The 13,882-nt window shown below is 63.8% G+C and carries 13 protein-coding genes; 7 read left to right on the top strand and 6 right to left on the bottom strand.

The features are described 5' to 3' along the window. Positions 1–38 precede the first annotated feature (38 nt). The gene (locus BRA1417_RS0107530) at positions 39–494 is read right to left on the bottom strand and encodes a cupin domain-containing protein (RefSeq protein WP_027515310.1); all 456 of its coding nucleotides are present in this window, start codon (positions 492–494) and stop codon (positions 39–41) included. A gap of 235 nt (positions 495–729) precedes the next feature. On the opposite strand from BRA1417_RS0107530, the gene BRA1417_RS0107525 reads away from it, so the two are divergent. Then, a complete protein-coding gene (locus tag BRA1417_RS0107525; protein WP_027515309.1) occupies positions 730–1,284 on the top strand; it encodes a hypothetical protein in 555 nt (184 codons plus the stop codon). On the opposite strand, the gene BRA1417_RS0107520 is transcribed toward BRA1417_RS0107525, so the two are convergent. Continuing rightward, positions 1,285–2,541 (bottom strand): aminopeptidase, encoded by a 1,257-nt coding sequence (locus BRA1417_RS0107520; protein ID WP_027515308.1) that lies wholly within the window; start codon positions 2,539–2,541, stop codon positions 1,285–1,287. A 113-nt stretch (positions 2,542–2,654) separates the two neighbouring features. Next, complete coding sequence (pcaB, locus tag BRA1417_RS0107515; RefSeq protein WP_027515307.1) at positions 2,655–4,016, bottom strand: 3-carboxy-cis,cis-muconate cycloisomerase; 1,362 nt, start codon at positions 4,014–4,016, stop codon at positions 2,655–2,657. A 383-nt stretch (positions 4,017–4,399) separates the two neighbouring features. Here pcaB and BRA1417_RS0107510 point away from each other — a divergent pair, with 383 nt between their 5' ends. Beyond that, entirely contained in the window at positions 4,400–5,959 is a 1,560-nt protein-coding gene (locus BRA1417_RS0107510) for a winged helix-turn-helix domain-containing protein (RefSeq protein ID WP_027515306.1), read from the top strand. Positions 5,960–6,007: 48 nt separating this feature from the next. On the opposite strand, the gene BRA1417_RS0107505 is transcribed toward BRA1417_RS0107510, so the two are convergent. Further along, on the bottom strand, positions 6,008–6,430 hold the full coding sequence (locus BRA1417_RS0107505) for a GFA family protein (RefSeq protein WP_027515305.1): 423 nt from the start codon (positions 6,428–6,430) through the stop codon (positions 6,008–6,010). A 229-nt stretch (positions 6,431–6,659) separates the two neighbouring features. Continuing rightward, a complete protein-coding gene (mddA, locus tag BRA1417_RS0107500) occupies positions 6,660–7,445 on the bottom strand; it encodes a methanethiol S-methyltransferase (protein ID WP_027515304.1) in 786 nt (261 codons plus the stop codon). Positions 7,446–7,579: 134 nt separating this feature from the next. On the opposite strand from mddA, the gene BRA1417_RS0107495 reads away from it, so the two are divergent. Then, the gene (locus tag BRA1417_RS0107495; protein ID WP_027515303.1) at positions 7,580–9,130 is read left to right on the top strand and encodes a winged helix-turn-helix domain-containing tetratricopeptide repeat protein; all 1,551 of its coding nucleotides are present in this window, start codon (positions 7,580–7,582) and stop codon (positions 9,128–9,130) included. A 7-nt stretch (positions 9,131–9,137) separates the two neighbouring features. Here BRA1417_RS0107495 and irr read toward each other — a convergent pair whose 3' ends face one another. Further along, positions 9,138–9,620, bottom strand: a complete 483-nt coding sequence (gene irr / locus BRA1417_RS0107490; protein WP_027515302.1) for a Fur family transcriptional regulator Irr — start codon at positions 9,618–9,620, stop codon at positions 9,138–9,140. Between the two features lie 177 nt (positions 9,621–9,797). On the opposite strand from irr, the gene BRA1417_RS0107485 reads away from it, so the two are divergent. The 4 genes from BRA1417_RS0107485 (at position 9,798) to BRA1417_RS0107470 (ending at position 13,880) form a co-directional block, all read left to right on the top strand. Next, a complete protein-coding gene (locus BRA1417_RS0107485) occupies positions 9,798–10,109 on the top strand; it encodes a hypothetical protein (RefSeq protein ID WP_027515301.1) in 312 nt (103 codons plus the stop codon). 213 nt (positions 10,110–10,322) lie between these two features. Further along, positions 10,323–11,873 carry an ABC transporter substrate-binding protein gene (locus BRA1417_RS0107480; RefSeq protein ID WP_027515300.1) on the top strand — a complete coding sequence of 517 codons (1,551 nt, stop codon included), beginning with the start codon at positions 10,323–10,325 and terminating at the stop codon, positions 11,871–11,873. A 199-nt stretch (positions 11,874–12,072) separates the two neighbouring features. Then, positions 12,073–13,044, top strand: coding sequence for an ABC transporter permease (locus BRA1417_RS0107475; protein ID WP_027515299.1), 972 nt, complete (start codon positions 12,073–12,075; stop codon positions 13,042–13,044). After that, positions 13,041–13,880, top strand: a complete 840-nt coding sequence (locus BRA1417_RS0107470) for an ABC transporter permease (protein WP_027515298.1) — start codon at positions 13,041–13,043, stop codon at positions 13,878–13,880. The genes BRA1417_RS0107475 and BRA1417_RS0107470 overlap by 4 nt, the downstream gene beginning before the upstream one ends. Positions 13,881–13,882: the final 2 nt, after the last annotated feature.

The raw sequence follows: 13,882 nt of genomic DNA, 5'->3' as shown, positions 1-13,882 counted from the left end.
CGTGACCGCTGGGAAGCGTCCTTGAAACTGATTGAACTCTAGCCGGCGCCCATCAGCGAGGCCGGACGGCGCTCGCCGGTGGAGACGAAGATCTTCTTGAGCTTGTTGACGACGCGGATCAGGAAGCCGATCATCACGGGATTGGTCTTGCGGCAGAACGCGATCTTCTTGACGTGGCCCTCGACATGCCATTTGGCATGCGCGCCGTCGCGGAAGAAGATGACATCGCCCGGGCCGTAGCGCTTCGGCGGCATGCCGTCGCTTTCGAGCACGATCGACCCTTCCATGATCATGATCGTTTCGTCGATATCGTAGTACCAGTTGAAGCGCCCTTCAGTGCAGGCCCAGATGATGGTCGAAGCCGTGCCGTCGGCGCTGGTGGACAGGACGTGCGAGCGCGACACCGGATTGCCTTCGATGATCCAGGACGGTTCGATCGGCCGCAGCTCGAGATCTACATTGCAACTGCTGATTTCAATCAATGTGCGCGACATCTGTTCCCCCAGGGGATAAAATATGATCCGCCGGGTTTCGCCCCGGATTGTTCAAAGATGGCGGGAACGCTAGTAGCCGGTTTTTAATTCTTTCTTACGCAGGGCCCGACAATCAGCCGCAAGTTGCAGGCGCGAAACGGTTAACATCGCAATTTCCCTGCAATTTCGCGCACATGAACCCTTCTTTTCCGGGGTGCGACAAAGTGCGCGAAGCTATCTGAAAGGAGCCATGCCGATGCCCCTCACCCCGGAGGTTCTGACAGCCGAAGGCGAGGTCATCGCCTGGCTCGGCAGCCTTGATGTCTCCTTCGCCACCGACGAGGAGCCCTGGTTCACCGTCGACGGCATCGAAAGTCCCCGGCAGATCGGCAGTGACGGCTCTGGCGGCGCGTTCGTGCTGCTGCCGTCGCAGGATGTGCTCTACGTCTCATCGGAAGGCCGCGCGGGAATCATCGCGGAGAGCTTCGAGGCTTTCGTCCAACTCGTCGTGGCGCGCCCCTATTGGCTCGACATCCTCAAATTTTCCGCCGGCGGTGACCTCCATGAGATGCGGCGGGCGGCCGACGCGCTGGAGGCCACACTCGACGACGAGGACGACGTCAACGAGGCCCGCGAGCAAATCCGCGGGGGTCTCGACCTGCCTAAGGCGAATGATCCGGTCGGTGCGCTCTACGACGCGGTGGCGGCCTCCGACGCCGTCGTGCGGGCTACCGACGGCAGCCCGTTCACGACGCTGTTCAACCGCTTCAGCATCGACAACAGCCCGATGCTGTGCAACGCGGCGGCGTAGTTACTTCGCCCATTCGCCCTTGCGGAACACCGGCACTTTGCTGCCGTCGGCCAGAATGCCGTCGATGTCGGTCTCGGCCGAGCCGATCATCCAGTCGATATGGATCAGGCTCTGGTTGCCGCCTTGCGCGGCGATCTGCTGCGGCGTGAGCTGCGCGCCGTTGACGAAGCACTTCGAGTAGCACTGGCCGAGCGCGATGTGCGAGGCCGCGTTCTCGTCGAACAGCGTGTTGTAGAACAATAATCCACTCTGCGAGATCGGCGAGGAATGCGGCACCAAGGCCACCTCGCCGAGACGCCGCGCGCCCTCGTCGGTGTCGAGCACCTTGTTCAGTACCTCCTCGCCGCGCGAAGCCTTGGCGTCGACGATCCTGCCGTCCTCGAAACGCACCGCGATGTTGTCGATCAGCGTGCCCTGGTAGGACAGCGGCTTCGAGCTCACGACATGGCCGTAGACCCGCCGGCAATGCGGCGTGGTGAAGACCTCTTCGGTCGGGATGTTGGCGTTGCAGCTGATGCCGTTCTTGGAGAGCGAGGCGCCGCCCTCCCATTCATGGCCGTCGGCGAGCCCGATCGTGAGGTCGGTGCCCGGTCCTGAATACTGGAGCGCGCGGAAACGCTGGCCGTTGAGCCAGTTGGTGCGCTCGCGCAGCACCGCGTTGTGGCTCGCCCAATTGGCCGGCGCATCGTCGCGATCGACGCGGGACGCCGCGAAGATCGCGTCTGCGAGCTTGCCGATGGCAATTTCCTCGGGTTCATTGGGGAACACCTGCCGGGCCCAGGACGGGCTCGGATAGGCAATGATGTTCCAGTTGGTGTCGAAATTGACGATCTTCTCCAGCGCCGGCTGATAGGCCATCGAATTGGCCTTGCTGGCGCGCGCGACCTTGGATGCATCTTCGCCCGACAGCAGCATCGGATTGTCGCCGACGATGGCGAGACGCGCGGTGTTGTTCGAGAACGCCTTGGCCATGCCCTCGTAGAGCCAGTTGGCGGCGCGATCGAAGCTGTCGTCGTGGCCGTGGCGATAGCGCGCCAGCGTCATCTCTTCGTCGGAGAGAATGGGCGTCACGATGCCGGCGCCGGCCTTGTAGGCATGCACGGCGATCCGCCGCACCAGCGGCAACGCGATCGCAGGCGCCGTCAAGAGCAGATCCTGGCCCGGCCGCAAGCCCAGGCCCACCTTCACCGCCACCTCGGCCAGCCGGTCGAGCTTCACGGGATCGATGGGAGTAGAGGTGATGCGTTGATCAGTCATGCCGAATCCTCTGCCGAACGTCTCATGCCCAATTTAAGTCTAGCATCGCGAGACACAAGTGCGCGAGTGCCTTGCGACACCCCAAAGATACGCAGTTTCGCGCATTTTGGTTTTCAACGCGTTGCCGATTTCAGCACCCGGTCGACCATGGCGGGAGCAAGGCCGAGGTAATTTTTCGGTGATGTCAGCGCCTCGATCGTGGCACGATCGATTCTGACAGAGACGCGGGAATCGGACGACAGTGCGTCCGCCAATGTAAGACCTTTCTCATTGGCGAGCCGGCAGGCGTCATAGACCACGTCATGGGCCTCCTGCCGCCCGATCTGCGGCGCGAGCCCCATCATGACGGCTTCGGCCACGATCAGACCGCGGCTGACGGCGAGATTCTCGTTCATCTTGCTCTCGTCCACGATGAGGCCGGCGAGCGCGAACTTCGCCTGATGCAACGCGCCGGCGGTCAGCACGAAGCTCTCGGGGATCGCCATCCATTCGGCGTGCCAGGGCCCGGTGGCGCGCTCGAAATCCTGCACCATGGCATCCAGCATGAGGCCGGCGTGCTGGCGCACCGCCTTGGACGCCGCAAGCATCAGTTCCGAGGAGATCGGGTTGCGCTTCTGAGGCATGGTCGAGGAAGCGCCGCGTCCCTTGACGAAGGGCTCGTAGACCTCCGCGAATTCGGTCGAGGCCATGATCATGACGTCGAGCGCGATCTTGCCGAGCGAGCCGGTGACGAGCGCCAGGAAATTCACGGCCTCGGCAAAACCGTCGCGTGCGACGTGCCAGGTCGAGGCGGGGACGCCGAGCTTCAGTTCGGCGCAGAGCGCTTCCTGCACCTCGAACCCCTTGTCGCCGAGCGAGGCCAGCGTGCCGGCGGCGCCGGCGAACTGGCCGACCAGAACGCGCGGCTTCAATTCAGTGAGGCGCTCGGCGTGGCGGTCGAACATAGCGAGCCAGATCGCGGTCTTGTAGCCGAAGGTGACCGGCAGCGCCTGCTGAAGATGGGTGCGGCCCGCCATCGGCGTGTCGCGGTAGCGCTTCGAGAGGTCGGCGAGGATTGTGCGCAGTGCGGCGATGTCCTGCTCGACGATCTCGAGCCCGGCGCGCAGTTGCAGCACCACGGCGGTGTCCATGATGTCCTGCGTGGTCGCACCCCAATGCACATAGCGGCCGGCATCGCCGCATTGCTTCACCATCTGATGCACCAGCGGCAAGATCGGATAGCCGACGACATCGGTCTCCTGCCGCAACAGATCAAAATCCAACGCGGCAACGTCTGTCCGCGCCGCGATCTGGTCGGCGGCATCCTGCGGAATCACCCCGCATCTCGCTTCCGCCTTCGCCAGCGCCACCTCGACCTCGGCATAGCGCGCGACCGTCGCCATATCGGAAAATACCTCCCGCATCTGCGGCGTGCCGAACGCATCGCGGAACAGCATGGAATCGAGCACGGTGGTTGAGGCATGAAAAGCGGGCATAGGCGTTACTTCGTTGCTTGGGTTGTGTGAGGGCACCTTACGCACACGGAACTGTTCGGCAATGGACATTCACCGTTCGTCAAGTTTTCGGACGTCTAAACTGTCGCTCCGTCATCCTGACGTGCGAGCCTTCGCTACGGCGCCTCAGGGTGACGGTGACAAACTGTGCGCGCAGCAAGATGAGGTCCAGCGAGGAGACCGGGACAATCCGGCCGAACCGGCCACGTTCTAACCCAGGTTGCATTCCTGCCCGTAAATCGCATGGCTGCTATCACGCGATCGTGGTGAACCGGGCAGGCCCCTCGGCGGACTCACAGAAATCAGCCGAAATCCGTTTTGCTTTCATCATTGCCCGATGTTGCCTTGAGGTCTGAGTTTTCGACGTGCAGTTTCTGTTCCGGGATCACCTGCTCGATACCGACTTGCGCGAGCTGAGCCGCGAGCAGGTTCCCGTTGCCGTGGAGCCGCAGGTGTTCGATCTCGTCGTCCACCTCATGGAGAACCGCGATCGGGTGGTCAGCAAGGACGAGCTGATCGACAAGATCTGGCACGGGCGCAGCGTCTCCGAATCCACGCTGACCAGCCGGATCAATGCGGCACGCAAGGCGGTCGGAGATAGCGGCGCGAGCCAGGCGCTGATCCGAACCATCTCTCGCAAGGGTTTTCGTTTCGTCGGCGACGTCGAGACCAAGCGCGGAGCGGCCGCGCCGGAATCCGACTTCGGAGCCAAGCTTCTGCAGGCCCCGCTGCCGCTGCCGGACCGCCCCGCGATCGCGGTGCTGCCCTTCACCAACATGAGCGGCGACCGGGAGCAGGATTATTTCTCGGACGGAATCAGCGAGGACATCATCACCGCGCTGTCGAAGCTGCGCTGGTTCTTCGTCATCGCGCGCAACTCCTCCTTCGTCTACAAGGGCCGCGCGGTGCACATGAACGAGGTCGCGCGCGAGCTCGGCGTGCGCTACGTGCTCGAAGGCAGCGTGCGGCGGAGCGGCGATCGCGTGCGCATCTCCGCGCAGCTCAACGACGTCTCGACCGGCAGCCATCTCTGGGCCGAACGATACGACCGCGAGCTTGCCGACATCTTCGCGGTGCAGGACGAGATCACCGAAGCGATCGTCGCCGCGATCGAGCCGCAGCTCTATACCGCCGAGAGTTTTCGCGCCCAGCAGAAGCCGCCGGGAAGTCTGGATGCCTGGGACCTCGTGATGCGCGCATTGTCGCATTACTGGCGCATCACCCGCGAGGACAATGCGGCCGCGCAGGGACTGCTCGAAAAGGCCGTCGCGCTCGATCCCGCCTATGGCAAGGCACTCGGCCTGCTCGCGACCAGCCACATCTTCGGCGCGCATATGGGCTGGTCCGACATGGCCCCGACCGTGCCGGTCGCCGAGCGCGCCGCGCTCGCGGCGGTTGAGGCCGATCGCGAGGATGCCTGGGCTCATCATGGTCTGGCTTATACTTATCTATTCCGCCGCCGGTTCGACGACGCGCTGGCGGAATTCGAGCTGGCGCTGAACCTCAATCCGAACTTTGCGATGGCGCATGCCTTCTACGGCGTGACGCTGTGTTACGCGGGACGATGGCAGAACGGCGATGTCGCTGCGCGCCGCGCGCTGCGGTTGAGCCCGCGCGACCCGCTCGCGGCGATCTATTGCGGCGTTGCGGCCTATGCCCGGTTCATCGGCCGCGATTACGAAGGCGCCGCACAGATGGCGCGCGAGTCGATGCGGCAGCGCGCCGATTTCGTCGGCGCGCATCGCGTGCTGACGGCCGCCGCCGGAATGTCGGGCGATCCTGCGCGCGCGGCTTCCGCCCTGGAAGGCTTGCGCCGCGCCCAACCGGGCATCTCGCTGGCCTGGATCACGCGCGAGCTGCCGATGCTGCGGGACGAGGATCGCGAACATTACCTCGAGGGATTGCGGCGCGCGGGGATGACATAGCGAATCTCTCCTCTCCCCGCTTGCGGCGAGAGGAGAGAAGAAAGCGCATCACTCCTGCATCATCTCGCCGCTGCCGCCGAATTCGGCCGGGAAATCCTTGAGCTTGGGCAGGCCGTCGCGCATTGGCAGCACCGTCTCGGCGTAATTGACGTGGACGCCGGGCGCGAAGGCGAGCGTGGGAATGGTGGCGGTGAAGACGTCGACCAGGCCGAGCGGCGGATGGTTGGTCATGAGATGGCCGCCGCACTTCTTGCAATATTTGCGCTGGCTGAGCGGCGTCTTCGCAAAGGTCTCGACATTCTGAGCACCTTCGGTGATGCGCACGGCCTCGGGCTTCCACAGGCTGAAGGCGTTCACCGGCCCGCCCGACCACGAGCGGCACGAGCTGCAATGGCAATAGCCCATCGCCTCCGGCGCGCCTGTGACCTCGATCGTGACCGCGCCACAGAAGCAGTTTCCAACATGTTTCATTAGGTCGTCTCCGTTGATGATTGATTAGATTCCTCTCCCCGCTCCTGTTTGCCGATAACTCGGCAAAAACGAATGCGGGGGTCGCGACGAGCTTCGCTCGCACTGATAGCGTCGGGATGAGGGGATTCACCCCGAGAAACGTTGAAGGTTGCGTCCGGCAAGCTCCGATACGCGCCTCGGCGCCGCCGCGCATCCTCCTTTCGGCGGACGCGGCCGAACGACGCGCAAGCTATACCGACTTGCGCCAGGGAATAAGCATCGAGACCCGTTGTTTGTACTGCCGGTACTCGTCACCGAAGAGATCGATGAGGTCGTGCTCCTCCAGCGCGATGCCGACGAAGATGTAGAGCGTGGTCACGGCGGCGAACAGCAGATGGCCCGCGGTCATGACCGGCGCCGCCCAGAACGCGATGATGAAGCCGAGATAGATCGGATGACGGACGAACTTGTAGAGCAGCGGCGTCTTGAAGCGCGGCGGCGACGCCTCCTTGCCGACGAGATGATTGGTCACCTGATGCAAGCCGAACAACTCGAAGTGATTGATGATGAAGGTCGAGGTGAACACCAGGACCCAGCCCACCAGCGACAGCGTGACGATCGTCACAGCAAGATCCGGGTTCGCGACGTCCCATATGACCGCGGGCAGCGGACGCCACTGCCAGAACAGGAGCAGCAATGACAGGCTCGCAAACAGCACATAGGTGCTGCGCTCGACCGGCTTGGGGACGTACTGCGTCCACCAGGCCTTGAATTGCCGCCGCGCCATCACGCTGTGCTGGACCGCGAACAGGGCCATCAGGAGCAGATTGATGATGACGGCTTCGGCCACGGGCGTATCCGTCCCGGTGTCGATGGTCTTCGGCACCACCAACCCCATGACGAAGCCGATGGCGTAGAGAATGGTGACGAAAAACACGAGATACGCCGCAATTCCGTACAGAAATGCGATGAACTTGAAAATGCGTGAGCCCGCAACCGGGCCGATAGGATGAACCTGATGATCAATTTGGGTCATAAACAGCTCCGTTGTGCCAAAACGCCGGCACTTCATTGGTCGCTGCACCATGCCGCACCGGAGGTCTCAAGACTTTCGCGGACGGTTGATTTTCGCCTGAGACGACTTTGATTTTTGCTTGAGACGACAGAAACGTGCGATTTCGCTTTGAAAACAACGTGCTCGACGGCGACCTGCGGGAACTCACCTGCAGCGGCGCCGCCGTGCCGTTGCAGCCGCAGGTGTTCGATCTCCTGCTCTATCTGGTGGCGCAGCGCACCCGCGTTGTCAGCAAGGATGACCTGATCAGCCAGATCTGGAGCGATCGGATCATCTCTGATTCCGCCCTGAACAGCCGGATCAACGCCGCGCGCAAGGCGCTCGGCGACGACGGTGCGAGCCAGCGGCTGATCAAGACCATTCCGCGCAAGGGCTTTCGTTTCGTCGGCGAAGTCCGGGAAGAAGTGGCAGCCGCAACGGCGCCTGCGCAACCCGTCGCTGTCCTGCCGCGCGCCCTGGCGGACCGTCCGGCGGTCGCGGTGCTCGCTTTCGAGAACATGAGCGGCGATCCCGCACAGGACTATTTCGGCGACGGCATCAGCGAGGACATCCTCACCGCGCTGTCGAAGCAGCGCTGGTTCATGGTGATCGCCCGCAACTCGTCCTTCACCTACAAGGGACGCGCGGTCCACATCCGGCAGATCGCCGAGGAACTCGGCGTGCGCTACGTGGTCGAAGGCAGCGTGCGCAAGTCGGACAACCGTGTGCGCATCACCGCGCAGCTCAACGACGCCACGACGGGCAGCCATCTCTGGGCCGAGCGCTACGACCGCGAGCTGATCGACGTGTTCGCCGTGCAGGACGAGATCACCAACGCGATCGCGGCGGCGATCGAGCCGCAGATTCATGCGGCGGAAAGTTTTCGCGCCCATCGCAAGCCCCCCGCGAGCCTGGATGCCTGGGATCTCCTGATGCGGGCGCTGTCGCATTACTGGCGCGTGACGCGGCGGGATCACGAGACCGCGCGGGCGCTGCTGGAACGCGCGATCGGGATCGACCCGAACTACGGCCAGGCGCTGTCGGTGCTCGCGGCGAACCACATGTTTGGCGTGCATCTCGGCTGGGTCGAGCTTGCGCTGGTGGCGCCGGTGGCCGAAGCCGCCGCGCTCGCCGCGGTGCGCTGCGACCACGAGGATGCCTGGGCGCACGCCGCGCTCGGCAGCGTCTACTTCTCGACGCGAAGGCTTGCGGACGCACTGTCCGAGTTCGAGCAGGCGCTCGCGCTCAATCCGAACTTCTCGCTGGCGCAGGGCTATTACGCACTGGCGCTGTCCTATGCCGGGCGACCGAAGGATTCATTCGAGGCCGCGCAGAGGGCAATGCGGCTCTCGCCGCGCGATCCATCCCTGGCGATCTATCACGGCATCGCCGGCTATGCCCGCTTCACCGAGCGGCGCTACGGCGAGGCCATCGCGCTCGCGCGCGAGGCAATCCGCCACCGCGGCGATCTCACCGGCGCCTACCGCGTGCTCGCGGTTTCTGCCGGCATGACCGGCGACGCCGTGCTTGCGGAGATGGCGCTGGGCGAGCTCCGCCGTACCCAGCCCAACATCTCGCTGCACTGGATTTCGACGCAATTGCCGTGGGCCAACGAGGCCGACCGCGAGCACTATCTGGAAGGATTCCGGCGGGCGGGCTTGCGCTAGACGATCCTCATACCGAGCCTGCGTCGCGTTTCCGGCGCAGATGGACGACGACGTCGAGCCGCGCGATTTCGTGCCCCGGGAGCGCCTCGGGCATCTTGGTGAAGGTCAGGCCGTCGGTGACGTCGACCAGCACATCCTCGCCTTCGAGGTAGAAATGCGGATGCACGGACGTATCGGTGTCGAAGAACGACTTGATGCCGTCGGCCGCGATCCGGCGCAACAGGCCGGCTTCGGTGAACTGGTTCAGCGTGTTGTAGACGGTCGCAAGCGACAGCCGCAGATTGGCGGCCGTCGCTTCTTCATAAAGCCCCTCGGCTGTCACATGACGATGCGGACAGAGGAACAGCATTTGTCCGAGCGCCAGGCGGTGGCGCGTCAGCCTGAGGCCGGCTTCGCCGAGCAATTGCGCGCAACGTGCCGACGCCTCGTCCGCGAAGGAGATGGCGATATCGTCTGAATCCGCTTCGGGTGGGGTGGAGTGGACGTTCATCGCCGATGCACTCGCAGTTGACCGGGCACGCGGGGCTTCACGCGTCCTGCCATCAGATCGCAGAAGCGGCAGCCCGGCTTTGATCCTGATCAAATCCGGAACGAGCCCGCCTCTGACCTATCGCAAGGCGGTCGAGTTTATTCCCGGCCAGAATAGCCTGACATCAATGAGGCTCACATGTCCAAGCCGGTTCCCGACAAGGCAGAGATCGCGCTCGAATATCCCGACAAGTTCTATGTCGGCACGTTCGGGCATTCATCGCGGTTCGAGGCACGTCTCGACGGCAGCGGCGTTGCGTTGGTGCTGCAGCATCCGGGCACGGCGGACGAACGCAAATCGGTGCACCTGCACCTCAATTTTGGCCTGCTCGCCGGGATCCTGCGCGAACTCGCCGGCAGTGTCGCGGCCATCCCCAAGGACGACATCGCGCACCGGGAGCAACTCGCGGACGCGCTTGCCGAGTTGCAACGGGCGCTGCGGCCCTCGTGAAGCGGCGCGGCGGCGCCGTCTTGGCCGCCAGACGCCATAACCGGACGCGCTGTGCATTTTTTGTGCGAACATTGTCGAGACTTTCATCTTGCGGCGCCGAATGAGACCGTGTGAGCCTCGATCCCGGATGGGGACTGGGATGGGCCGGCCGTAGCTTTGCGCGCCACGACGTGCGAAGCGTTTGCGGCTGGTCTCGCTTGAGAAAGATACGACATGTCAAAACGAGTGTTGCTTGGCGTCCTCCTGGCTTGCGGCCTCGCGGCCCCGGCGCTGGCAGAAGAGCCGAAAGCGGGTGGAGCGATCAATGCCGTGATTCAGCCCGAGCCGCCCGGCCTGATGCTGGCGATGGTCCAGAACGGCCCGGTGCAGATGGTGTCGGGCAACATTTTCGAGGGCCTGCTTCGCTACAGCCCCAAGCTCGAACCGCAGCCGGAGCTCGCCGAGAGCTGGAGTGTCAGCGAGGACGCAAAAACCTACACGTTCAAGCTCAGGAAGGGCGTGACCTGGCATGACGGCAAACCCTTTACCGCCGCCGACGTGCTGTTCTCCCTCGAGATGCTGAAACAGACGCATGCGCGGGCCCGCAACAATCTCGCACAGGTCGACAAGGTCGAGGCGCCCGACGACTACACGGTGGTGTTCACGCTGAAGCAGCCGTTCGGCCCGTTCCTCGGCATCTTCGAGGTCGGGTCGATGCCGATGGTACCGAAGCATCTTTATGAAGGCACCGACTGGAAGACCAATCCCTACAACAACGCCCCTGTCGGCACCGGCCCCTTCATGTTCAAGGAATGGCAGAAGGGCTCATTCATCCGCCTGGTCAAGAACCCGAACTATTACGAGAAGGGGAAGCCCTATCTCGACGAGATCTACTGGCAGATCATTCCCGATGCCGCGGCGCGCTCGGTGGCGTATGAGACCGGCAAGGTCGACGTGCTGCCCGGCGGCTCGGTCGAGAATTTCGACGTGCCCCGGCTCTCCAAGCTGAAGGACACCTGCGTCACCGGCGCCGGCTGGGAGTTCTTCTCGCCGCTGGCCTGGCTGTGGCTCAACAACCGCCAGGGTCCGCTCGCCGACAAGCGGGTGCGGCAGGCGGTCATGTTTGCGATCGACCGCGACTTCGCCAAGGACGTGATCTGGAACGGGCTCGGCAAGGTCGCAACCGGCCCGTCGGCCTCGACCATCAAATACTATACCGACGACGTGCCGAAGTACCCTTACGATCCCGCCAAGGCCAAGGCGCTGCTGAAGGAAGCCGGCTACAAGGGCGAGAAGATCCGCCTTCTGCCGCTCGCCTATGGCGAGACCTGGCAGCGCTGGGGTGAAGCCGTGAAGCAGAACCTCCAGGACGTCGGCATGAACATCGAGACCATCGCCACCGACGTCGCCGGCGGCAACCAGAAGATCGGCGACTGGGATTACGACATCGCCTTTACCTATCTCTACCAGTACGGCGATCCCGCACTCGGCGTCGGCCGCAACTACGTCTCCAGCGCTATCGCCAAGGGCCAGGTGTTCAACAACGTCGAGGGTTACTCCAACCCGGAAATCGACAAGCTGTTCGCCGACGGCGCGGTGGCAACGCCCGACTCGAAGCGTAAGGAGATCTACGAGAAGGCGCAGAAGATCCTGGTCGAGGACGTGCCGGTGGCCTGGATGCTCGAGCTGCAATTCCCGACCATCATGCGCTGCAAGGTCAAGAACCTGATCACGACCGGGATCGGCGTCAATGACGGCTTCAAGGACGCATGGCTCGACAAGTGAGCGCAGGCGTTCCAGGCTTCCCTTACCTCTCCCGCTTGCGGGAGAGGTCGCTACGCTCGAAGAGCGTAGCGGGTGAGGGTTCTCTCCACTTGGCAATCCCTCTGCGGAAATACCCTCTCCCCCACCCTCTCCCGCAAGCGGGAGAGGGGGCGCACCGCAACTACCGCTGCGTTCAACCTGATCTGATCGCCACCTAACAATGCTCTCCTTTGTCGCTCAGCGTGTCGCGAAGGGCGTGATCGTCCTGCTTGCGATCGTCGTCCTCAATTTCTTCCTGATCCGGCTCGCGCCCGGCGATCCCGCGGTCGTGATGGCGGGCGAGGCCGGCGCCAGCGACCAGATTTTCGTCCAGCAGCTCAGGGAGAAGTTCGGCCTGGACAAGCCGCTGCCCGAGCAGCTCTTCGTCTACGTCAAGGGCGTCGTGATGCTCGACCTCGGCTTCTCCTTCCGCCAGCAGGCGCCGGTGGCCAAGCTGATTCTGGAACGGCTGCCGGCGACACTTCTACTCACGCTGACGGCGTTCGCGATCTCACTGGTGCTCGGCATCCTGTTCGGCACCTTCGCGGCGCGCTTCGCGGGGACTTGGCTGGACACCGCCATCACGATCTTCGCGCTGATCTTCTACGCCATGCCGATCTTCTGGGTGGCGCTGATGGGCATCCTGTTGTTCTCGGTCACTGTCGATTGGCTGCCGAGCTTCGGCTACGAGACGGTCGGCGCCAACCTCTCCGGCCCTGCCCATGCCGTCGATGTGGCAAAGCACCTGATCATGCCGGCGATGACGCTCGGTCTGTTCTTCATGGCGACCTATACCCGCATGACGCGCGCCTCGATGCTGGAGGTGAAGCGTCTCGACTTCGTCAAGACCGCGCGCGCCAAAGGCCTGTCCGATGCCGTGATCCAGCGTCGCCACGTCCTGCGCAACGCGCTGCTCCCCGTCGTGACGCTCGCCGGCGTCCACTCCGGCACCCTGATCGGCGGCGCCGTCATCACCGAGACCGTGTTCGCCTGGCCCGGCATCGGACGCCTGATGTACGACGCCCTGCTCCAGCGCGACTACAATCTGCTGCTCGGCGTCTTCGTGATCTGCTCCGCCATGGTCCTGATCTTCAACCTCATCACCGACCTGGTCTATCGCCTGGTCGACCCGCGCATCGAATTCACCACATGAAACAGTTCTGGAAATCGATGCTGAGGAGCCCGAGCGGCATCATCGGGCTCATCATCCTGCTCCTTGCGATCTCGGTCGCGTTGTTCGGTCCGATGCTGTTCCCGAACTCGCCCTGGCGCATGGTGCAACGGCCGTTCCTGCCGCCGTTCACGCTCGCGACCGTGCCGCTCGGCACCGATGCACTCGGCCGCGACGTGTTCGCCGGCATGATCTTTGGCGCACGCGTCTCGCTGCTGGTCGGCATGGTCTCCACCCTGGTGGCGCTGGTCGTCGGCGTGCCGATCGGCGCCATGGCCGGCTATTTCGGCGGCAGGGTCGACGACGCCCTGATGCGCTTCACCGAGTTCTTCCAGACCATTCCGAGCTTTGCGCTCGCGATCGTGCTGGTCGCGATCCTGCAGCCCTCGATCTATTCGATCGTTGCCTCGATCGCGCTGGTAAGCTGGCCGCCGGTCGCGCGCCTCGTCCGCGGCGAGGTGCTGTCGCTGCGCACGCGGGAGTACGTCCAGGCCGCGGTGGTCACGGGCCAGAGCAACACCTGGATCATCCTGCGCGAAATCCTGCCGAACACGTTGTCGCCGGTGATCGTGCTGGCCTCGCTCATGGTGGCGACCGCGATCCTGCTGGAATCCTCGCTGGCGTTCCTCGGCCTCGGCGATCCCAATCTGATCTCCTGGGGCTACATGGTCGGTGCCGGCCGTACCGTGATCCGCCAGGCCTGGTGGATCACCGTGTTTCCCGGCGTCGCGATCCTGATCTCGGTGCTCGGCCTCAATCTGATCGGCGAAGGCCTCAACGACGCGCTCAATCCGCGGCTGTCGCGGGAGGGCCGCTGATC

This window comes from Bradyrhizobium sp. WSM1417 (assembly GCF_000515415.1).
GTDB lineage: Bacteria > Pseudomonadota > Alphaproteobacteria > Rhizobiales > Xanthobacteraceae > Bradyrhizobium.
This window is presented reverse-complemented; position numbering and strand designations above follow the sequence as displayed.

Coding starts and splice junctions, on each gene's coding strand:
- pcaB (WP_027515307.1), bottom strand. CDS start 4,016: ATGCCCGCTTTTCATGCCTCAACCACCGTGCTCGATTCCATGCTGTTC.
- mddA (WP_027515304.1), bottom strand. CDS start 7,445: ATGACCCAAATTGATCATCAGGTTCATCCTATCGGCCCGGTTGCGGGC.
- irr (WP_027515302.1), bottom strand. CDS start 9,620: ATGAACGTCCACTCCACCCCACCCGAAGCGGATTCAGACGATATCGCC.
- BRA1417_RS0107505 (WP_027515305.1), bottom strand. CDS start 6,430: ATGAAACATGTTGGAAACTGCTTCTGTGGCGCGGTCACGATCGAGGTC.
- BRA1417_RS0107530 (WP_027515310.1), bottom strand. CDS start 494: ATGTCGCGCACATTGATTGAAATCAGCAGTTGCAATGTAGATCTCGAG.
- BRA1417_RS0107525 (WP_027515309.1), top strand. CDS start 730: ATGCCCCTCACCCCGGAGGTTCTGACAGCCGAAGGCGAGGTCATCGCC.
- BRA1417_RS0107480 (WP_027515300.1), top strand. CDS start 10,323: ATGTCAAAACGAGTGTTGCTTGGCGTCCTCCTGGCTTGCGGCCTCGCG.
- BRA1417_RS0107485 (WP_027515301.1), top strand. CDS start 9,798: ATGTCCAAGCCGGTTCCCGACAAGGCAGAGATCGCGCTCGAATATCCC.
- BRA1417_RS0107470 (WP_027515298.1), top strand. CDS start 13,041: ATGAAACAGTTCTGGAAATCGATGCTGAGGAGCCCGAGCGGCATCATC.
- BRA1417_RS0107520 (WP_027515308.1), bottom strand. CDS start 2,541: ATGACTGATCAACGCATCACCTCTACTCCCATCGATCCCGTGAAGCTC.
- BRA1417_RS0107475 (WP_027515299.1), top strand. CDS start 12,073: ATGCTCTCCTTTGTCGCTCAGCGTGTCGCGAAGGGCGTGATCGTCCTG.